At 69.3% G+C, this 19,111-nt stretch carries 18 protein-coding genes and 1 riboswitch; of the genes, 15 read left to right on the top strand and 3 right to left on the bottom strand.

Annotation, left to right across the window (positions count from 1 at the left end; all coding sequences use genetic code 11):
* Nucleotides 1-134 precede the first annotated feature (134 nt).
* Nucleotides 135-1,493, bottom strand: a complete 1,359-nt coding sequence (locus ACFFIO_RS04630; protein WP_378040411.1) for an MFS transporter — start codon at nucleotides 1,491-1,493, stop codon at nucleotides 135-137.
* 205 nt (nucleotides 1,494-1,698) lie between these two features.
* Here ACFFIO_RS04630 and ACFFIO_RS04625 point away from each other — a divergent pair, with 205 nt between their 5' ends.
* From ACFFIO_RS04625 to ACFFIO_RS04610, 4 genes are all read left to right on the top strand, one after another.
* Complete coding sequence (locus ACFFIO_RS04625; RefSeq protein ID WP_378040410.1) at nucleotides 1,699-2,439, top strand: PIG-L deacetylase family protein; 741 nt, start codon at nucleotides 1,699-1,701, stop codon at nucleotides 2,437-2,439.
* Nucleotides 2,436-3,038: an RraA family protein gene (locus ACFFIO_RS04620; protein ID WP_378040409.1), complete on the top strand. Its 603-nt coding sequence runs from the start codon at nucleotides 2,436-2,438 to the stop codon at nucleotides 3,036-3,038. The genes ACFFIO_RS04625 and ACFFIO_RS04620 overlap by 4 nt, the downstream gene beginning before the upstream one ends.
* 146 nt (nucleotides 3,039-3,184) lie before the next feature.
* Complete coding sequence (locus tag ACFFIO_RS04615; protein ID WP_378040408.1) at nucleotides 3,185-3,586, top strand: hypothetical protein; 402 nt, start codon at nucleotides 3,185-3,187, stop codon at nucleotides 3,584-3,586.
* Nucleotides 3,583-3,873, top strand: a complete 291-nt coding sequence (locus tag ACFFIO_RS04610) for a transcriptional regulator (protein WP_378040407.1) — start codon at nucleotides 3,583-3,585, stop codon at nucleotides 3,871-3,873. The genes ACFFIO_RS04615 and ACFFIO_RS04610 overlap by 4 nt, the downstream gene beginning before the upstream one ends.
* A 38-nt stretch (nucleotides 3,874-3,911) precedes the next feature.
* Here the strand turns inward: ACFFIO_RS04610 and ACFFIO_RS04605 are convergent, their stop codons facing one another.
* Together ACFFIO_RS04605 and ACFFIO_RS04600 are read right to left on the bottom strand one after the other, a co-directional pair.
* The gene (locus tag ACFFIO_RS04605) at nucleotides 3,912-4,898 is read right to left on the bottom strand and encodes a hypothetical protein (protein WP_378040406.1); all 987 of its coding nucleotides are present in this window, start codon (nucleotides 4,896-4,898) and stop codon (nucleotides 3,912-3,914) included.
* A 19-nt stretch (nucleotides 4,899-4,917) separates the two neighbouring features.
* On the bottom strand, nucleotides 4,918-5,940 hold the full coding sequence (locus tag ACFFIO_RS04600) for a VOC family protein (protein ID WP_378040405.1): 1,023 nt from the start codon (nucleotides 5,938-5,940) through the stop codon (nucleotides 4,918-4,920).
* Between the two features lie 419 nt (nucleotides 5,941-6,359).
* Between ACFFIO_RS04600 and ACFFIO_RS04595 the strand changes: the two genes are divergently transcribed.
* The 11 genes from ACFFIO_RS04595 to ACFFIO_RS04545 all read left to right on the top strand — a co-directional run bounded on the left by ACFFIO_RS04595 (nucleotide 6,360) and on the right by ACFFIO_RS04545 (nucleotide 19,106).
* Nucleotides 6,360-7,058, top strand: a complete 699-nt coding sequence (locus ACFFIO_RS04595; protein ID WP_378040404.1) for a queuosine precursor transporter — start codon at nucleotides 6,360-6,362, stop codon at nucleotides 7,056-7,058.
* A 46-nt stretch (nucleotides 7,059-7,104) separates the two neighbouring features.
* Entirely contained in the window at nucleotides 7,105-7,554 is a 450-nt protein-coding gene (locus ACFFIO_RS04590) for an MmcQ/YjbR family DNA-binding protein (protein ID WP_378040403.1), read from the top strand.
* A gap of 138 nt (nucleotides 7,555-7,692) precedes the next feature.
* The gene (locus tag ACFFIO_RS04585) at nucleotides 7,693-8,538 is read left to right on the top strand and encodes a formate/nitrite transporter family protein (protein ID WP_378040402.1); all 846 of its coding nucleotides are present in this window, start codon (nucleotides 7,693-7,695) and stop codon (nucleotides 8,536-8,538) included.
* Between the two features lie 2 nt (nucleotides 8,539-8,540).
* On the top strand, nucleotides 8,541-8,990 hold the full coding sequence (cynS, locus tag ACFFIO_RS04580) for a cyanase (RefSeq protein ID WP_446681837.1): 450 nt from the start codon (nucleotides 8,541-8,543) through the stop codon (nucleotides 8,988-8,990).
* Nucleotides 8,991-9,154: 164 nt separating this feature from the next.
* Nucleotides 9,155-9,269: riboswitch (SAM riboswitch) on the top strand.
* A 92-nt stretch (nucleotides 9,270-9,361) separates the two neighbouring features.
* Nucleotides 9,362-10,735: an acyl-CoA dehydrogenase family protein gene (locus ACFFIO_RS04575; protein ID WP_378040400.1), complete on the top strand. Its 1,374-nt coding sequence runs from the start codon at nucleotides 9,362-9,364 to the stop codon at nucleotides 10,733-10,735.
* Nucleotides 10,732-12,009: an acyl-CoA dehydrogenase family protein gene (locus ACFFIO_RS04570; RefSeq protein ID WP_378040399.1), complete on the top strand. Its 1,278-nt coding sequence runs from the start codon at nucleotides 10,732-10,734 to the stop codon at nucleotides 12,007-12,009. The genes ACFFIO_RS04575 and ACFFIO_RS04570 overlap by 4 nt, the downstream gene beginning before the upstream one ends.
* Nucleotides 12,010-12,041: 32 nt before the next feature.
* Nucleotides 12,042-13,463 carry an LLM class flavin-dependent oxidoreductase gene (locus tag ACFFIO_RS04565; protein WP_378040398.1) on the top strand — a complete coding sequence of 474 codons (1,422 nt, stop codon included), beginning with the start codon at nucleotides 12,042-12,044 and terminating at the stop codon, nucleotides 13,461-13,463.
* A gap of 50 nt (nucleotides 13,464-13,513) precedes the next feature.
* Entirely contained in the window at nucleotides 13,514-15,334 is a 1,821-nt protein-coding gene (locus tag ACFFIO_RS04560; RefSeq protein WP_378040397.1) for an ABC transporter substrate-binding protein, read from the top strand.
* 3 nt (nucleotides 15,335-15,337) lie between these two features.
* Nucleotides 15,338-16,381: an ABC transporter permease gene (locus ACFFIO_RS04555; RefSeq protein ID WP_378040396.1), complete on the top strand. Its 1,044-nt coding sequence runs from the start codon at nucleotides 15,338-15,340 to the stop codon at nucleotides 16,379-16,381.
* Nucleotides 16,378-17,307 carry an ABC transporter permease gene (locus tag ACFFIO_RS04550; protein ID WP_378040395.1) on the top strand — a complete coding sequence of 310 codons (930 nt, stop codon included), beginning with the start codon at nucleotides 16,378-16,380 and terminating at the stop codon, nucleotides 17,305-17,307. Before ACFFIO_RS04555 ends, ACFFIO_RS04550 begins: the two co-directional genes overlap by 4 nt.
* Complete coding sequence (locus tag ACFFIO_RS04545; RefSeq protein ID WP_378040394.1) at nucleotides 17,307-19,106, top strand: dipeptide ABC transporter ATP-binding protein; 1,800 nt, start codon at nucleotides 17,307-17,309, stop codon at nucleotides 19,104-19,106. The genes ACFFIO_RS04550 and ACFFIO_RS04545 overlap by 1 nt, the downstream gene beginning before the upstream one ends.
* The last annotated feature ends 5 nt before the right edge of the window (nucleotides 19,107-19,111 follow it).

Raw genomic sequence — 19,111 nt, 5'->3', positions numbered from 1 at the left:
GGCTGGCGGTCGGTACCGTTCCGGGTGCCGGCATGGCCGTGTCGGGTCAATTGTGGTCCCCGGGCCGAGTAATCCTGAGGCGTCCTTCCGCCGCACGGAACATCGCCTGGGCGGGGAGCCGTCGTCGTGATCCGTTACCGCGAGCTCTCCCAGGAGGCGTCGAAGCGGCCGGTCCTCAGCGGCAGGATCGCCACCAGCGCCAGCACGCCGAGGGCCAGGATGTACAGCGAGATCGGCCAGGAGGCACCGAAGCTGGCGTAGAGGCTGGTGGCGATCAGCGGGGCGAACCCGCCGCCGATGATCGAGCCGATCTGGTAGGCCGTGGAGGCCCCCGAGTAGCGAACGTTGGCGGGGAACAGTTCGGCCACCAGGGCCGCCTGCGGGCCGGCCATGAACGACTGGGCGAGCAGGAGCACGGCGAAGCCGAGCAGGATGAGCACCGGCTGTGCCGTGTCCACGAGCCAGAAGAACGGGAACGCACCCAGGACCACGAGTGCCGCACCGACCACGAAGACGGACTTCTGCCGGAAGCGGTCCGCCAGCATGGCCCCCAGCAGCACCGTGACCAGGTGGACCACCGCACCGCCGACGATCAGCCAGAGCATGGTGGGCTGGGGGAGGCCCAGTGCCTCGGTGCCGTAGGAGAGCATGTACACGGAGTAGAGGTAGCCGATGGCCGGGGAGGCCGCGGAGGCCAGGCCGGCGAGCAGGGTGGTCCAGCCGTGGTGACGCAGCAGCTCGCCGAGCGGGAAGCGGTGCACCTCGTCGTTCTCCTGCGTCTGCTGGAAGACCGGGGAGTCCTCGACCTTGAACCGCAGGTAGAGGGCCACGATGATCAGCAGGGCGGAGACCAGGAACGGGACGCGCCAACCCCAGGCCTCGAAGGCCTCCGGGGCGAGGGTGGCCGTGACGAGGATGAAGACCAGGTTGGACACGATGATGCCGACCGGCAGGCCCATCTGCGGGAACGCGCCGAACAGGGCGCGCCGGTTCCGTGGGGCGTACTCGACCGCCATGAGGACGGCACCACCCCACTCGCCGCCCACGCCCAGGCCCTGGACGAAGCGCAGCACCACCAGCAGGATCGGCGCCCAGACGCCGATGGTCGCGAAGTTCGGCAGCAGGCCGATGCCCACGGTGGCACCGCCCATCACCAGCATGGTGATCAGCAGCATCTTCTTACGGCCGATCTGGTCGCCGAAGTGGCCGGCGAGCAGCCCGCCGATCGGCCGGGCGATGAACCCGACTGCGAAGGTCGCGAAGGCCGCGAGCGTCCCGGCGATCGGGTCTTCGCTCGGGAAGAACTGTGGCCCGAAGATCAGGGCCGCCGCCGAGCCGTAGATGAAGAAGTCGTACCACTCGATGGCGGTGCCCACGAAGCTGGCGCCGAGGACCTTGCGCTGTTCGGCGGGGGTGGGGGCTACCGCGCCGGCTGGCGGCGTCGGTGAGTGGGGCGTCTCTGCGGCTGGAGCGACGGGGTGGTTCGAAGGCAAGGATCGAAACCTTTCTCGGATCTGGTCACGGGGCGTCGGTCGAGGTCGTCGTGCGGTGATCTGAAACACATGTCACTATCCCCGTAGTGAGTTGGATTGTCAACAATTTTGTTGGCAGTTTTGCGGATTCGTGTCTACGCTGGGAGCAAGAGTGAGCATCCAGCCCCGAAGCACCGGCGCTGACACCCCCGAAAGGACCCCCACCATGACCAGTGATTCCCCCTCCGACCGTTCCGCCGGCCGCCTCCTGGTGGTCGGGGCCCATTCCGCTGACTTCGTCTGGCGCGCCGCGGGCGCCGTGGCGACGTTCGTGAAGGCCGGTGGCGAGGCCAAGGTCGTCGCCCTGACCTATGGTGAGCGCGGCGAGTCCGGGGTCCTGTGGCAGGAGGAGGGACAGACCGAGGAGAACGTGAAGCGCATCCGCCACCAGGAGGCCGAGAAGGCCTCCCAGCACCTGGGCGCCTCCTTCGAAGCTTTTGATCTCGGCGACTACCCCCTGGTCAACGACCACTCGGACATCGAGCGGCTGGCCGACCTGATGCGCGAGTTCGCCCCGACCGTGGTGCTGACCCACCCGGACAAGGACCCCTTCAACCCGGACCACCCGGTCGCCTACGAGATGGTCCAGAAGGCCCGCCTGATGACCTCGGGGGCCGGCGTCGAGTCCGGGTTCAAGACCGCCCCGCCGAGCGAGTTCCTGGTCTTCGAGCCCCACCAGCCCGAACTGTGCGGCTTCATGCCGTCTGTCTTCGTGGACATCACCGCCGTCTTCGAGCAGAAGAAGGCCGCCATGGCCGAGATGAAGGCGCAGGTCTACCTGCAGTCCTACTACGCCGAGCGCGCCGAGCACCGCGGCAACCATGCCCGCAAGGTCACCGGGAACAAGGAGATCCGCCAGGCCGAGGCCTTCATGCGCCTGGTCCCGAACGTGGTGGACAGCCTGTGAGCGAGCTGGCTGAGCTGACCGAGGTCGAGCTGATCGAGCGCTTCGCCGCCCTGCCGGTGGCCAACGTCGGTGACGCTATGGACCGACTCAACGTGGTCGATTCCGGCATCCAGTCCGTGTGGCCCTCCGCCGGTGCGAAGCTGGCCGGCCGTGCCGTCCCCGTGACGGTGGCCGGCGGGGACAACCTGGGCATCCACGAGACCATCCCCACCCTGCAGCCCGGTGACGTGCTGGTGGTCAACGGCCAGGCGGCCACCCACCGGGCGCTCATCGGAGAGCTCATCGCCGGCCGGGCCATGGCCCAGGGCTGCGTCGGCTTCGTCCTGGACGCCAGCGTCCGGGACGCGGTGGACCTCGAGCAGATGCGGTTCCCGGTCTTCGCCCGGGGCACGACGCCGGCCGGCCCCTACCGCAACGGGCCGTTCGTGGGCGGGGTGGCGGCCGCCGTCGGGACCGTGGTGGTGCATCCGGGCGACCTGGTGCTCGGGGACGACGACGGGGTCGCGATCGTTCCCCGCGTCCGCGCCGCCGAGATCCTGGTCAAGGCCGAGGCCAAGCACGCTGCGGAGACGAAGCAGCGCGCCGAGATCGGCTTCTGAGCCCAGCGACCCCAGCAACTGAGTCACACGTAGTGGCCCTGTCCAGCGTCAGCGGGGGCCACAACGTGTGACTCAGTTGTAATCCCGTGTTTGTCGTTGCATATTTGCAACTACTTGCACAGACTGAACGTGGAAGGAGGCGCACCATGAATGAAGCAACGGGCCGGGTGAAGGAGCCGGAGGTCCCATCGGCACCGCCGAGAAGGTTGACGGTCGCAGACATCACCCTGCTGGTGGGCCTACCCCTGGTCGCCTATGTTGGAGGGTTGGGGGCTGCCTTCGGACATGGCGCTGGCCTGGTGCTGAGCGGATTCGCCGCACTCGGCATGATCGCCTTCCGCTCCTTCCGCATCAATCGTCGCAATGAACCGCGCATTCCGTCCTACACGCACTACGTCGCCATGGCCGTCGCTGTCATCACGTTCGTGACCTCCTGGAACCTGTATCGGATTCGGCCGGAATCGGAGGCCGTCATCTACCTGGCGCCCGCCGCGCCGATGGTGCTGTTCGGCTTGCTGGTCGCCCTGATGTTCAGGAGGCCTCGATGAGCGACGGGGGATTCGACCGCTCGCTCTTCACTCCACCCCGGTTCAAGGTTCTGGGTTTCCTCGTCCAGGTCGAGGAGTCGGACTATGCCACGATCCAGGAGTTCACGGGCCTGAACACCCCCGACATCTCGCGAGCGGTCTCCCATCTTGCCGACCGCCATCTCGTGAGGGTCCGCAAGGAGCTCAAGGGCCGGTATCCCCTCACGGTGGTCCAGGCCACCGACGAGGGGCGGAAGCGCTTCAAGGGACTGCTCACGTCTCTGAAGAAGTACGGGGTGGATGGATAGCAGTTGCTCATCACGCCAGGGCGCCGGTCACCATCAGATCAGCCGAGGGGGTCCGCCGTCTCGGTGGTGAACTCGAGTTCCTCGGGGGCCGGCCAGGCGGTGATCGACTCGATGGCTGCCTCGTGGTCCACCGGGCTGTCCGGCCCGTACATCTCGTCGGCCAGCATGACGGACACCGATTCCAGCCGCCCATCGTGGATCTGCAGCTCGATCTCGAACAGGGCGTCGCCGCGTTGGAACCGGGCCTTGACCGGCCAGGTCTGCGTCCGCGGGGTGATCCGCGGGGTGTCCGGGTGGACCACCAGGAAGGCATCCGTGCTGAACCCGGCACCCGCGTCCTGCTGCTCCACCGTCTTCAGCTGGAGCCGCAAGGCCTCTGCACCGGGGACGCCGGGCACCAGCAGTGCGTCCAGGAGGGCTGAGACGGCGGGGTCGACGGGGCCGTGGCCGCCGTCCTCGGTGTACTCATCCGCACCCTGCTGCAGCGCGTGCTGCAGGGCACGGGCCTCGGCCCGGTCGGAGGCCCAGCCGGCCGCCACCATCGCCACCCCGACGCCGGCCATCCACCAGCGCGGGCGGCGCACCCCGCGCTCGGCGAGCCAGTCCGTGATGCGGGTGTCCAGTGCCTCGAGCGGTTCGGCCAGGCCCAGGGAGAGGCCGCCGGCGGCCAGCGCCGCCGAACCGCGCCCGATGTCGACCAGGGGGATCGAATGTCCGCGCGGCCCGTCGGTGTAGCGAGCGGGCATCCCCACCGTGGTCCCGACGGGCAGGGTGGCGGCGGTGTACGCGCCGGTGAGCGCCGCCGTCGTGATCCGGTAGGCAGCCTTCGCCCCGAGTCCCAGGCTGCGGGGCTCGACGAGTGTCAGCCCCCCGAAGGCCACGGCCGAGGCTGCGGCGAAGCAGCGTGATGCGGCCAGCCGACGGGGTGAGACGTTGGAGTCCTGGTACAGGACCGCCTTGGCGCTCGGGGCGAAAGTGGATCCTGACCGGGGCGCATACGCGAACCAACCGAAGTTCTGGGGCATGACCCGAGAATACGTGAGGTCAGGACTCCAGGCCCTGGTCCTGCTTCGGTGCCTCATGCGGGTTCGCCGCGGAGTCCGCGTCCTCCACCACCGGGGTGCCGTGGGTGTGGAACGTCGGGATGGTCTTCATACCCCAGGCCTGACCCTTGGCGCGCTCCTCCTGGGTCCAGCCGACCGGCTTCCAGTCCGGGGCCAGGATCAGGCGCGAGCCCTGGTTGGCCAGTTCGATGCGGTTGCCGCCCGGCTCCCACACGTAGAGGAAGAAGCCCTGCTGGATGGCGTGCTTGTAAGGGCCGTACTCGATGAAGATGCCGTTCTCCAGGAAGATGTCCGCGGCTTTGAGGATGTCCTCGCGCGTATCGGAGGCGAAGGCGACGTGGTGGAGGCGCCCGGGCGTGCCAGTCCAGTCGTCCGAGTAGACCATGTCGTAGGACTTCTGGCCGAAGGTGTACCAGTGGGCACCCACGTCACCGTCGTTGAGCTGGATGAACTCGGTGGTGTAGCCGCCCATCACCTTCTCGGAGAACTCGCACACGCCGGCCATGTCCGCGGTGAGGTAGTTGATGTGGTCCAGGCGGCGGGCGTTGGCGCCGAAACCGGGGAACTTGGATGCCTGGTTCTTCAGTGCCGGTCGGTCCTCATCCGTGGCCTCGTACCACTGGGTGTCGAAGTAGACCTCCATCAGGTGCCGGTCCGGGTTCTGGTATCGGTAGGTGCGCCCGCGGCCCTGCTCGCCGTCCACCCAGCCCTCCCCGAGCCCGGTCGCCTCGATGCGGGCCACGGTGCGTTCCAGGGCCTCCGGGCTGTGGGCGCGCCAGCCCACGCGGCCGACGCCGGCGTGCTCCTTCTCGGTGAGCTTGATGGAGTAGGGCTCGTAGTCGTCCCAGCAGTGCAGGTAGGCGACCTCGCCACCGTTCTCCGTGGTGCGGCCGACCTCGCGCATGGCCAGCAGGTCTCGGAAGAACCAGAGCGACTCCTCGAACTTCGGGGTGTACAGCTCGACGGTGGACAGGTGGGCGATGTCGCGGATGCGTTCGGTCATGGACGGGCTCCTGTGGGGACGCGGTGCTGCTCGGATCGTGCTTCACGGATATTGAACAAGATTGTCAACAAAATCATAGACAGTTTGCGGGGCTATGGCTACGGTCATAGGTATTCGACTCCATCGTGGCGCTCGCCGCCAGTAGCTCCGGGCCTTCGGCGAGCTGGGCTGTGAAGTACGGGGTCATCGACCAGGAACCCGACCTGGACGCCATGATCATCCAGTAGGACCGAGCACTCTCGACCAGCGCGGATATGGAAGAATAAGGGGTCGTTCGAACGCCACCCGGGGCAGCGGGTGAGCGCGGGGCCGTTGAGGCCGTCAGTCGCCGCGTCCGGACCACAGTGAGTGTTAATACAGCCGATCGCCACCCCGCCCTGGGGCGGAGGCCTCGGCGAACCACCGCCCAAGGACCCCACGTGAACTCTTCCGCACCTGCCCCTCAGCACGCCCCCGCCCGTTTCGCCCCCACCGGCACCGGCCTCTATGCCATCTTCACGGCGGTCATGGCCGTCGTGCTGATCCTGTCCAACCTCGGAGCCTCCAAGGGCGTGACCTTCGGGCCCATCGTCACGGACGGCGGGTTCTTCCTCTTCCCGTTGGCGTACATCATCGGGGACGTGGTCTCCGAGGTCTACGGATTCAAGGCCTCCCGGCGCGCCATCGTCACCACGTTCGCCCTCTCGGTCTTCTCCGCGCTCTGCTTCTGGGTCATCATCGCCCTGCCCGGCGCCGAGTGGTACGACGGCGAGGACGCGCTCGTCCGCACCCTGGCGCCCGTGCCCCTGATCGTGCTCGCCTCCCTGCTTGGCTTCCTCATCGGCCAGCTCGCCAACTCCTGGCTCATGGTCCGCCTCAAGCGCCGCTCCGGCGAACGCCTGCTCTTCGGCCGGCTGGCGGCCTCCACCCTGGTCGGCGAGTTCCTGGACACCCTCGTGTTCTGCTCCATCGCCGCCGGCGTCATCGGCATCACGGACCTGCCGACGTTCCTCAACTATGTGCTGGTGGGCTTCGTGTTCAAGTCCGTCGTCGAGATCGTCCTGTCCCCGGTGACCATGTGGGTCATCGGCCGGGTCAAGAAGGCCGAGCCGGCCTACGCCGCGGTTCCCGGGGCCTAGGGGGCCGAGACTTCACGCGGCCTCGATCACCGGGGAAACTGGGCCGATGGCCCACCCGCAGATGTACGACGACGGCGACCGCCACTTCCAGCGCGTCCGCGCCTTGGCCTTGGCCCTCCCGGCGGCGGACATGAAGGTCTCCCACGGGAGGCCGGCGTTCTTCACCCAGAAGGTCTTCGCCTACTACGGGGCCTCGGTCAAGGACACGGGCAGCGCCCAGGAACGATCCGGTTCGACCGCCGCCGGGGACGCCTACGTCCAGCACCCGCAGGCGGTGGTGATCAGACCCGAGGAGGCCGACGTCTCGTTCCTGGAGCAGGATCCACGGGCCTTCCGCCCGGCCTATCTGGGGCCCGCGGGCTGGTTCGGCATCGACCTGGACGGACTCGATCCGGCCCAGGACGAAGGATGGGATGAGATCGCCGAGTGGCTCGAGACGAGCTACCGGCTCACCGCAGCGGTGAAGCTGGTCAGGGAGCTTCCTCGCCGGGATTGAGCGCAGGGGCATCTCACCGCATCCCGCCGGGGGAGTGAGGGAGATTTCGCGGCCCCGTGCAGGGACGGAAACACCGCAGAAACGCACTCTTCCTAGGTTGGGGGTATGCCCGGCCCCTCGCCCTTGGAGTGATGTCACATGTCCTATGTCAGCCCGCCAGACTTCGTGAAGCACATGGTGGACGCTGGTGAGTCCAAGGTCTTCATGTCCACCCGGGACACCCTGATCCGCTCGTTCATGGCCGGTGCCATCCTGGCCCTCGCCGCCGCGTTCGCCATCACCGTCACCGTGCAGACCGGCAACGCACTCGTGGGTGCGTTGCTGTTCCCGGTCGGCTTCATCCTGATCTACCTGCTCGGATTCGACCTGCTCACCGGTGTCTTCACCCTGGTCCCGCTGGCGTGGATCGACAAGAGGCCCGGCGTGACCATCGGCGGTCTGCTGCGCAACTGGGGCCTGGTCTTCGTCGGCAACTTCGCCGGAGCATTCCTCGTGGCCATCATGATGGTGGTGACCATGACCTACGGCTTCCAGACCCCGCCGAACGAGGTGGCCCAGCAGATCGGCTCGATCGGCGAGGGGAGGACGGTGGGGTACGCCGAATACGGAGCGGGCGGCATGCTGACCCTCTTCATCCGTGGCGTGCTCTGCAACTGGATGGTCTCGACCGGTGTGGTCGCCGCCTTCCTGGCCAAGGACGTCGTGGGCAAGGCACTGATCATGTGGATGCCGGTCATGCTCTTCTTCTACATGGGATTCGAGCACTCCATCGTCAACATGTTCCTCTTCCCGGCCGGACTCATGCTGGGCGGTGAGTTCTCCATCATGGACTACCTCGTCTGGAACGAGATCCCCACCGTGCTCGGCAACCTCGTGGGTGGCCTCTCCTTCGTGGGCCTGACCCTCTACGCCACCCACTACCGCACGGGGGCTAAGCGTCAGCCGAAGCTGCCGACCCTGTCCGACCACGTCGTGAGCCGCTGACCATGGACCCGATCATGCCCAAGGCGCACGCTGCCGATCTCGTCGACGCGGCCCGCATCCGTGCCGGCCTCACCTGGGCGGACCTCGCCGGCGCCCTCGGCGCCGCCCCGGTGTGGACCACGGCCGCGCTGCTGGGACAGCACCCGATGACCGCAGCCCAGGCCGGCGTCGTCGTCGAGATGCTCGGTCTGGGCGACGACGTGGCCGAGAGCCTGCAGCAGCAGCCGAACAGGGGCAGCGACCCGGCCGTGATGAACGATCCCACGATCTACCGGCTGATGGAGGCCATGTCGGTCTACGGGCCGGCGCTGAAGGCGTTGATCCACGAGGAGTTCGGGGACGGCATCATGAGCGCCATCAATTTCAAGGTCAACCTCGACCGCCGTGCCGATCCGGATGGCGACCGCGTGGTCATCACCTTGGACGGCAAGTTCCTGGACTACCGCTGGTGACCGGAATGTCCCGTCCGTCACCGGCCGTCACAGACCGTCATCTGGGGCGGCCTGCAGCCATCGGTGCGGCACATCGGCACGGAACCGGTCGCAGATGACGTCAGGCCGCTGAACATGACCCGAGGCTTGGCGGCCACGAGCTGACTGCCTAGGGTCGAGAACAGAATCACGAGATCCGGTGCTAAGCCCTGGCTGGCCGGACGGCAACCCTCTCACCGTAGTGGGGTGCTCCAGGTGATGATTCGGCCTCCGGGGACCACCGCGGGGCAAGTACGGCACCACCGTGAATGCGTGTCCCGGCCGCAGGGCCCCGATGACGCCGTGTTCCGGGCCAACGCCATTCCGGTGTGCCATGGCTGATGGGGACACCCATGACGGACACCACCCACCTCGAACACCGCTCCGCGCTGACCAGACTGCCCACCTTCGAGGAGCTGCGGGCAGCCATCGGCCCCTCGGGACCGACGGACGCCCAGCTCAGCGCGCACTTTGCGCCGGTCTTTGCGGCCATCGCGGCGGGATCGGCACAGCGCGAGCAGGATCACGAGCTGGCGTTCGCTGCCATTGAACATCTCCGCGGCGCGGGGTTCACCCGGGTGCGGCTCGGCCGCGACCACGGGGGCATCGGGGCGAGCCTGCCGCAACTGGCCGATCTGCTGGTGGATCTCGCCGCCGCCGACTCCAACCTGCCCCAGGCGCTGCACGGGCACTTCATGTTCACCGAGCAGCACGAGAACGAGTCCCAGGGCGCGGTCTCCGAGTGGTGGCTGGCCGGGGTGGCGGCCGGGAGGATCTTCGGCAACGCCCTGGTGGAGCTGCCGCCGTCCGCGGGCCGGCGCCCGGTGCACTGGATCGACGCCGACCTGGACACCGTGCAGTCGGCCGCCGCCACGGGCACCACGGAGGTGGCCCGCCTGACGGGTGACAAGTTCTACTCCACCGGGGCGATCTTCGCCGATTACCTGCTGGTCTCCGCGGTCCGGCCCGGGCTCGAGGAGGACGGCCCGGTCTTCGCGATCATCGACGCCCGTGATCCCGGCGTGCAGCGCATCGACGACTGGAACGGCTTCGGCCAGCGGCTCACCGCCTCCGGCACCACCACCCTGGACCACGTTCCCGTGCGGGCCCAGCGGACGCAGGAGTTCAACGTCCCCACGGGCGTGCTGGCCTACACCGTCCTGTGGATCGTGCTGGCGGCCACCCAGGCGGGGATCGGCAGCACCGCGCTGGCCGAGATCACCGCGTTCGTCCGCGGCCGGCGTCGCACCTATGACCACGCGACGGCGGAGACGCCGGCGGAGGACCCGCTGGTGCACCAGGTCATCGGTGCCGTGTCCGCCAAGGTGGGCTCGGCCCGGCACATCGTGCGGGGCGCCGCGGCCGTGGTGGAGGAGTCGTTCCTCCAGGTCCGGGGCCATACCGACCTGGAGGACCCGGTGGTGGTCCAGGCGCATGCCCGGGCCAACATCGCGCTGTCCGAGGCGTCGCTCGTGGTGTCCGATCTGATCCTGGAGGCCACCAACCAGATCTTCGAGTCCGGCGGGGCCTCGGCCACGGATGCCAGCCGGCAGCTGCACCAGCACTGGCTCAACGCCCGGACGATCGCCAGCCACACCCCGCTGATCTACCGCACCCAGGCCGTGGGCGACTACCGGATCAACGGCGCCATCCCGCCGTTCCATTCCACGGCCCGCAACTCCGCCGCCGCGGAGGCCGCCACCCCATCCACCACCGAAGGAGCATGATGACCACCACCACCGAGCGCGCCACCGCGCTCTCCACCGCCGCCTCCACCGGGACTGAATCGTCCGGTCAGGCCTACCGTGCCGTCCGGGAGCGGATGGCTCCGGTGTTCGCCGCCATCGCGGACAGTGCCGCCGAACGGGAGGCCGAGCACATCATCGACCGCGACGCCGTCCGGCGGCTGGCCGCGGCGGGGTTCACCTCTCTGCGGGTGCCGGTGGAGTACGGCGGTGCCGGACTCTCCTTCGCGGAGCAGGCACGGCTGATCGTGGAGCTGGCGGCGGCGGACTCGAACCTGGTCCAGGCCCTGCGTGCGCACCTGATCAACCAGGAGAACGTGCTGGGGCACCCGGATCCGGTGTTCCGGGACCGGTGGCTGCGCCGCCTCGGGGACGGGGCCGTGGTCGGCAACGCCGTCACGGAGATCAACAACGCCGTGGGGGAGGGGACCACCACGCTGGCCCAAGACTCCGAGGGCACCTGGCGGCTCAACGGCACCAAGTACTACTCCACCGGCACGCTCTACGCCGACTGGATCATCGTGGCGGCCGTGGACGCCCACGGTGAGGAGATCGCCGCCACGGTGTCCGTGAACGCCCCCGGGATCACGAGGCTGGACGACTGGGACGGCTTCGGCCAGCAACTCACCGCCTCCGGCACCACGGTGTTCGAGAACACGCCGGTCGAGGCCGAGGAGGTCTACGCCGGCGGCCTGGATGACGGCACCCGTGTTGCCACCGGCCAGGCCAGCTGGCAGTTCCTGCACCTCGCGGCGTTGACCGGCATCGCCGAGGCCATCGTGCGGGACGTCAGCGAGTACGTCCGCGGCCGGCGTCGGTCCTTCAGCCATGGGACCGCGGACCTGCCGCGGGACGACGCCCAGGTGCTGCAGGTGGTCGGTGAGCTCTCCTCCGCCGCGTTCGCCGCGCGGGCCGCCTTCGACTCCGTGGTCTCCGCGCTGGGCGGCATCCTCGAACGGGAGGCCTCCGGTGAGGCCCTGCCGGAGGAGGACGTCAACGCCCTCTACATCCGCGTCTACCAGGCCCAGCAGGTCATCGCGAAGAACGTCCTGGCCGCGGCCACCCACCTGTTCGAGGTGGGCGGCGCCTCGGCCCTGAGCCAGTCGAAGCGGCTGGACCGGCATTGGCGCAACGCCCGCGTGCTGGCCAACCACAACCCCCTGATCTACCGGTCCCGCCTCATCGGGGACTGGGAGGTCAACGCCACCCCGCCAGCCCGTTCCTACCGCATCGGCTCCGTGCCGAACGCGCAGTGAACCCGAACCCCGATCAGCATCCAGGAGACACCATGAGCACCGAGAACACCCCCTCCCACACCGCCCCGCGCCCCCTACGCCCCCTTCGGTTTAATGCGTTCGTCATGAACACCACCAGCCACATCCACCACGGCCAGTGGCGCCGAGAGGATGCCGGCCAGACCGAGTTCACGGACGTCAACACGTGGATCAACCTCGCGAAGACCCTGGAGGCAGCCAAATTCGACGCGATGTTCTTCGCGGACGTGGTGGGCCACTACGGCGATGCCGACGCGGACTACTCCGTGTACGTCAACGAGGGCCTGCAGATTCCCTCCAACGATCCGACCGTGCTGCTCGGGGCGCTCGCCGTGGTCACCGAGCACATCGGCCTGGCCACCACCTCGAACGTGTTCCAGTCCCACCCGTTCCAGTTCGCCCGCCAACTCTCCACGCTGGACCACATCTCCGGCGGCCGCATCGCCTGGAACATCGTCACGGGCACGCAGGACAACGGCTCGCGCAACTTCGGCCTGCCGCGGCTGACCGACCACGCCGAGCGCTACCGCTGGGCCGAGGAGTACATCGACGTCACCTACAAGCTGTGGGAGGGTTCCTGGGACGAGGACGCCGTGGTCAAGGACCGCCAGGGCTCGCGGTACTCGGATCCGGAGAAGGTGCACAAGATCCACCACGTGGGCGAGCGCTACTCGGTGGAGGGCCCGCACCTGCCGTCTCCGTCCCCGCAGCGCACCCCGGTGCTGTTCCAGGCCGGTTCCTCCGCCTCCGGACGTGAGTTCGCCGCCCGGAACGCCGAGGCCGTGTTCATCGTCGCCGCCACCCCGGACGTGGCCCGCCAGCAGATCGAGGACACCCGGCGCCGCGCCGTCGAGGCCGGACGGTCCCCGGAGGACATCACGTTCTACCAGGGCGTGAGCTTCGTCATCGGGGACACCGAGGAGGAGGCTCAGCGCAAGCTGGAGGAGTACGAGCAGTACGCGTCCGTGGACGGCTACCTGGCCCATGCCGCCCTCGTGGACCCGGACGGCCGGGTCTATCCGCCCGAGACCCCGCTGAAGGACCTGGAGACCAACACCCAGAAGGGCTTCGCCGAGTGGACCTCCAAGGCCATCACGGACCGCGAGCCCGTGGTGGCTGACATCGCCTGGCGCAGCCACCGCAACAACCGCATCGTCGGCACCCCGGAGCAGATCGCCGACCAGCTGGAGCAGTGGCAGGCGGCCGGCGTGGACGGCATCAACGTCATCAACTGGGTCATCCCCGGCTCCTTCGAGGAGTTCGCGGACAAGGTCCTGCCGGTGCTGCGCGCACGCGGCCTGGCCCAGTCCGAGTACGCCCCGGGCACCCTGCGCCAGAAGCTCTTCGGCCGCGACCGGCTCCCCGAAACCCACCCGGCGGCCCAGTACCGCGGAGCCTTCGCCCGCCTGGAGAACGCCGTGCCCGCCGGCGCCTGACCCCGCGCCTCCCGGCCACGAGAGCCGCCCAGCGGCCCGAAAGGAACCCCATGAACACCCCACCCTCCCCGAACGCGCCCGAAAACCGGCGCGGTCCGGACGACCAGACGGCCACCACCACGGCCAGGACCAGAACCAGAACCACGGCACGACGCCGGCCGGGCGCCCTCACCGTCGGTCTCGCCCTGGCCGTGGGGTCGGCCGTGGCACTGTCCTCCTGCTCGTCCGGGGCCGCGGGCCCGCAGGAGCAGGCAGCACTGACCGGCTCCGCCACGGAACCGGTCCAGGGCGGCGTCCTCGAGTACGGGCACCTCCAGGAGCCCAACTGCATCTTCGGCGGCTGGATCCAGGAGAACTTCACGGCCCGCCAGGTGCTGGACAATCTCGTCTCGGCCACCGAGGACGGGTCCGTGGTGCCGTGGATCGCCACGGACTGGGAGGTCTCCGAGGACCAGTTGGTCTGGACGCTGAACCTGCGGGATGACGTCCACTTCACGGACGGCACACGGTTGGACGCGGAGGCCGTGGCCTACAACTTCGACTACTGGATGGACGGCGGCAATGGCACCGCGGCGGCCCACCTGGGCGGGTTCTACGACCACTCCGAGGTGGTGGATGCTGACACGGTGGAGATCCACCTCTCCGCCCCGTTCGCCCCGTTCCTGTCCACCATCTCGCAGTCGTACTTCGGCCTGCAGTCGCCGACGGCGCTGCAGACCCGGACGGTCGAGGAGAACTGCACCGAACCGATCGGCTCCGGCCCCTTCACGGTCAAGGACTGGAAGCGGGGCGAGTACATCGAGTTCGAGCGCAATGAGGACTATGACTGGGCGCCGGAGAACGCGCGGCACCAGGGCCCGGCCCACCTGGAGGGCGTCCGCTGGAACATCGTCCCAGACGGCACCTCGCGCTACGGCTCGCTGCTCGCCGGAGAGATGGACGCGATCGGTGAGATCCCCGCCGTCAACATCGCCGAGGCGCGCCAGCGGTATGACTTCACGCAGTACATCACCCCCGGCCGGCCCGTGGTCATCAACCTGAACACCGAACGGGGCATCTTCACCGACCAGGCGGTCCGCCAGGCCCTGAGCCATGCCACGGACCGCGAGGCGAACATCGAGTCGGCCTTCCTGGGCACCGTCCCGTTCGAGCCCAGCGGCTACCTCTCCCAGTCCACCCCTGACTATGACGCGGACGCGGCCCAGCAGTACCCCTTCGACCTGGAGAGGGCGAACGAGCTGTTGGACGGGGCCGGATGGACCGGTCGCGCTGAGGACGGAACCCGGCTCAAGGACGGGAAGCGGCTGCAGGTGAAGATCGTCTACGGCCTGAACACCATCGTCACGCCGGACGGCAACACCGCCATCCAGAACTTCCAGGAGCAGGCCCGGGCCGCCGGATTCGACATCGAGCTGCGACCACTCACCCCCTCCGAGAACTTCTCCGGCGCCTACTCCACCCCGGACAGCTATGACGGCAGCGTCGGGTACTGGACCAGCCCGCACGCCGGGATCCTCAACATCAACTACCGGCCCTCCACCGAGGACCAGCCCAACGGGGCCAACACCACGTTCCTGGACAACGAGCAGGTGTTCACCACCATCCAGGAGGCCCTGCAGGCGCCCACGGCCGAGGCGGTCTCCGCGAAGTTCTCCGAGGCCCAGTACCAGCTCAGCGAGCTGGCCCCCGCGATCGGCCTGTATACGCAGACCAACACCCTGGCGGTCTCGGACCGGGTCAGCGGGCTGTGGCTCGAGCCCGCCCAGGGTGGGCCGATCTTCCACGACGCCCACTTCACCTCGGACGGGGCCCGGGACTCATCCCAGGGCTTCTCCGCAGAGCACGCAGAGCACGCAGAGAACGAAGGCTGAGCCATGTCCGTCACCACCGACACCCTCACCACGGCACCCGCCCAGCCGTCAGGCCCGGGGCCCGGTCCCGAGCCCGGCCCCGTCCGGCGCAGGCGCCCGGTCGCCTCGACCGCCGCGCTCATCGGGAAGAAGGTCCTCGGCGCGCTGTTCGTCATCTGGGCCGCGGCCTCGATCACCTTCCTCATCCAGTCCCTCCTGCCCGGGGACCGCGCCACGCTCCTGTTGAACCAGCAGACCGGGCAGGTGCAGGAGCGCTCCGCCGAGGAACTGGCGCCGATCAACGAGCAGTTCGGCTTCGATGATCCGCTGATCACCCAGTACGTCACCTTCCTGGGTGGCCTGCTGCGCGGGGACCTGGGCATCTCCTACACCCTGTACCAGCCGGTCACCACCGTGATCGGGGACCAGATCGTCCCCACCCTGGTCCTGACGTTCACCGCCCTCGCCGTGGCCTGGGCCCTGGCGATCGTGCTGCTGCTGCTCACGGCCCGCCGCGCTCCCTGGGTGTCCCGGATCTTCTCCGGCCTCGAGTCCGCGGCGGCCGCCCTGCCGCAGTACTGGCTGGGCATCATCCTGCTCGTCGTGTTCTCCCTGTGGCTGGGACTCTTCCCGGTGGTCTCGGGCAGCGGCACGGCCGGCCTGGTGCTGCCGGCGCTGACCCTCGGCATCCCGCTGGCCGGCTTCCTCGCCCAGGTGATGCGCGCCGAGTTCGAGCGGACCCTGGATGAACCGTTCGTCCTCACCGCCCGGGCCCGCGGTATGCCCGACGGCGGCGTGCGGCTGCGCCACGTGCTGCGCCACTCGCTGTTGCCCGGTCTCAGCCTGACCGGCTGGGCGGTGGGAGCCCAGTTCTCCGCCGCCGTGATCGCCGAGAACGTGTTCGCCCGCCCCGGCCTCGGCCGCGTCCTGGTCACCGCCGTCAACGGCCGTGACCTGCCGGTGGTCTGCGGCGTGGTCATGCTCGTGGCCCTCGTCTACGTGATCACCAACCTGATCGTGGACACCGCCTACATCCTCGTGGACCCCCGCCTGAAGGAGGCAGCATGACCGCCCAGCCCCAGACCACAGCCGACGCCGGCACCACCGGTGGGGTGACCGCCGCGTCTCACCCGGCCGGGCCGGCGTCGTCCGCCACCGCGCCGGGCGGGCGCCGTCCTGCCGCGGCCTGGCGACGGGTCCCGGTCACCGTGTGGATCGCCGGGGTGTTCGCGGGGCTGCTGCTCCTCGCCGCGTTCGCCCCCGGCGTCCTGGCCACCCATGATCCGCGCGCCATCACCTTGGGCAGCCCGCTGGCCGCGCCCAGCTGGGAGCACTGGTTCGGCACCGACCAGTCGGGCCGGGACCTGTACTCGAGGATGGTGCACGGCACCGCCCAGTCCCTGCTGATCGGACTCGGTTCCGCGGCCGTGGGCGTGGGACTCGCCGTGGTCTTCGGGTCCTGGGCGGCACTGGGCGGACGCTGGGCGGACGCCGTCATCGGCCGGGCGATCGAGGTCCTCTTCGCCTTCCCCATCCTGCTGCTGGCCATGGTGTTCATCGCGGTCTACGGGCCCTCGGTGCAGACCCTGATCCTCGCGGTCGGGTTGGGGATCGCCCCCGGTTATGCCCGGATGGTCCGCGCCCAGGTGATGAGCGTCCGGCGGTCCGGTTACGTCCAGGCGGCGCAGGCCCTGGGGCACCACCCCGGCCGGGTCCTGGTGCAGCACATCCTGCCGAACGCCCTGCGGCCCCTGCTGGCGGTCCTGACCCTCGGCATCGGCCAGTCCATCGTCTGGGCCTCCGGCCTGGCGTTCCTCGGCTTCGGGGTGGCCCCGCCCTCACCCGAGTGGGGGGCCCTGCTGGAGGCCGGCCGTCCCTACATCATCGAGGCCTGGTGGCTGGAGATCATCCCGGGCCTGGCCGTGCTGGCCACCGCCCTGACCGCCACCGTCCTCGGCAAGTTCGTGGAGTCCACCCTAGAAGGAGAACGCTGATGACCATCCTGACCGACACCGCCACGCCCCTCCTGACGGACGCGGCCCGCGGCTCCGGCGCCGCCGGAGCCGCTCCCCGCCCCCTGGCCGAGGTGGAGAACCTCAACGTCTGGTTCTCGGACGCCCACGGCCGCCGCAGCCACGTGGTGCATGACGTCTCCGTGCAGATCCACGCCGGCGAGTGCGTGGCGGTCATCGGCGAATCGGGCTCCGGGAAGTCCGTCACCGCCCGGACCCTCATCGGCCTGACCGGGCCCAACTCCCACGTGCAGGCGGACACGGCCACCGCCCTGGGCCGGGACATCCAGACGCTGCGGGACACGGACTGGCGGTCCATCCGCGGCAAGGACATCGGCTTCATCCTGCAGGATGCCCTCGTCTCCCTGGACCCACTGCGCACCGTGGGAGCGGAGATCGGTGAATCGCTGCGCCTGCACGGCATGCGGGACCGTGCGGAGCGGGCCGCCCGGGTGGAACAGCTGCTCGCGGAGGTCGGCGTCCCGGAGCCACACCTGGTGGCAGGCCAGCGACCGGACCAGCTCTCCGGCGGCCTGCGCCAGCGTGCCCTGATCGCCTCGGCCATCGCCAACCACCCGTCCCTGGTGGTGGCCGACGAACCGACCACCGCCCTCGACGTCACCGTCCAGGCCCAGGTCCTGGACCTGCTGGCCCAGCGCAAGGCGGACGGCACCGCGATCCTGCTGATCAGCCACGACTTCTCGGTGGTGGGACGGCTGGCCGACCGCGTGCTGGTGATGCAGGGCGGCTGGATCGTGGAGTCCGGGACCGCGGCCGAGGTCCTGGAGAACCCGCGGCACCCCTACACCCGCCAGCTGCTGGACGCCGTGCCCTCGGGTCACACCAAGGGGGAGTACCTCACCGAGGAGGGGAGGGCTCGGGGCTCCGAGCGGGCGGCCGGGCGGGTGATCGGGCGTCCCGCAGACGGTGCCGCGATAGCGCCCGGGGAACCGGCCGACATCGTCCCCCCGGCGGTGCTGTCCGCGCGCGGACTGACCAAGTCCTACCGGGGACCGGACGGCCGGGACCGCACCGTGGTGCGGGACGTGTCCTTCGACGTGCACGCCGGGCGGACCCTCGGCATCGTGGGGGAGTCCGGCTCCGGCAAGTCCACCACGGCGTCCATGGCCCTGGGCTTCATCGCCCCGGATGCGGGCACTGTCCTGCTGGACGGTGCGCCCTGGAGCGAACTGTCCCTGGCCGGGAGGAGGCCCCGCCGCCGAGAGGTGACCGTGGTCTACCAGGACCCACTGAGCTCCTTCGACCCGCGGTGGAGCGGCGAGCGGATCCTCACGGACGCTCTCGACGCCGGCGCGGCCCCCGGGGTGTTCGCCTCGTCCCGGGCGCGGCGGGCTTACCGTCAGGAGCAGTCCGAGCGGGCGGCGCAGCTGGCCCGGGTGGTCGGCCTCGCCCCGGAGCACCTGGCCAAGCACCCGCTGCGGCTCTCCGGGGGCCAGCGGCAGCGGCTCTCGATCGCCCGGGCCCTGGCCCCGGAACCGAAGGTCGTGGTGTTGGACGAGGCCGTCTCCGCCCTGGACGTCTCGGTGCAGGCCCAGGTGCTGGACCTGCTCTCCGAACTGCAGGAGACCCTCGGGACCACCTACCTGTTCATCTCCCACGACCTCGGGGTGATCCACCACATGAGCGACGAGATCCTGGTGATGAAGGACGGGGTGGCCGTGGAGTACGGGGAGGCCGATCACGTGTTCGAACAACCGGAACACGACTACACCCAGGCCCTGCTGGCCTCCCTCCGCGCCCTCTCCACCAAGGTCCTCTGAGGCAC

The organism is Citricoccus parietis (genome assembly GCF_042433045.1).
Taxonomy (GTDB): Bacteria; Actinomycetota; Actinomycetes; order Actinomycetales; family Micrococcaceae; genus Citricoccus; species Citricoccus parietis.
The sequence above is the reverse complement of the archived record's forward strand: the minus strand, read 5'-3'. Positions and strand labels throughout refer to the sequence as shown.

What these genes read in the sequence shown, in the direction of transcription:
- ACFFIO_RS04625 (WP_378040410.1), top strand. Translation starts at nt 1,699, where the DNA reads ATGACCAGTGATTCCCCCTCCGACCGTTCCGCCGGCCGCCTCCTGGTG.
- ACFFIO_RS04615 (WP_378040408.1), top strand. Translation starts at nt 3,185, where the DNA reads ATGAATGAAGCAACGGGCCGGGTGAAGGAGCCGGAGGTCCCATCGGCA.
- ACFFIO_RS04610 (WP_378040407.1), top strand. Translation starts at nt 3,583, where the DNA reads ATGAGCGACGGGGGATTCGACCGCTCGCTCTTCACTCCACCCCGGTTC.
- ACFFIO_RS04605 (WP_378040406.1), bottom strand. Translation starts at nt 4,898, where the DNA reads ATGCCCCAGAACTTCGGTTGGTTCGCGTATGCGCCCCGGTCAGGATCC.
- ACFFIO_RS04600 (WP_378040405.1), bottom strand. Translation starts at nt 5,940, where the DNA reads ATGACCGAACGCATCCGCGACATCGCCCACCTGTCCACCGTCGAGCTG.
- ACFFIO_RS04590 (WP_378040403.1), top strand. Translation starts at nt 7,105, where the DNA reads ATGGCCCACCCGCAGATGTACGACGACGGCGACCGCCACTTCCAGCGC.
- ACFFIO_RS04585 (WP_378040402.1), top strand. Translation starts at nt 7,693, where the DNA reads ATGTCCTATGTCAGCCCGCCAGACTTCGTGAAGCACATGGTGGACGCT.
- cynS (WP_446681837.1), top strand. Translation starts at nt 8,541, where the DNA reads ATGGACCCGATCATGCCCAAGGCGCACGCTGCCGATCTCGTCGACGCG.
- ACFFIO_RS04575 (WP_378040400.1), top strand. Translation starts at nt 9,362, where the DNA reads ATGACGGACACCACCCACCTCGAACACCGCTCCGCGCTGACCAGACTG.
- ACFFIO_RS04570 (WP_378040399.1), top strand. Translation starts at nt 10,732, where the DNA reads ATGATGACCACCACCACCGAGCGCGCCACCGCGCTCTCCACCGCCGCC.
- ACFFIO_RS04565 (WP_378040398.1), top strand. Translation starts at nt 12,042, where the DNA reads ATGAGCACCGAGAACACCCCCTCCCACACCGCCCCGCGCCCCCTACGC.
- ACFFIO_RS04560 (WP_378040397.1), top strand. Translation starts at nt 13,514, where the DNA reads ATGAACACCCCACCCTCCCCGAACGCGCCCGAAAACCGGCGCGGTCCG.
- ACFFIO_RS04555 (WP_378040396.1), top strand. Translation starts at nt 15,338, where the DNA reads ATGTCCGTCACCACCGACACCCTCACCACGGCACCCGCCCAGCCGTCA.
- ACFFIO_RS04550 (WP_378040395.1), top strand. Translation starts at nt 16,378, where the DNA reads ATGACCGCCCAGCCCCAGACCACAGCCGACGCCGGCACCACCGGTGGG.
- ACFFIO_RS04545 (WP_378040394.1), top strand. Translation starts at nt 17,307, where the DNA reads ATGACCATCCTGACCGACACCGCCACGCCCCTCCTGACGGACGCGGCC.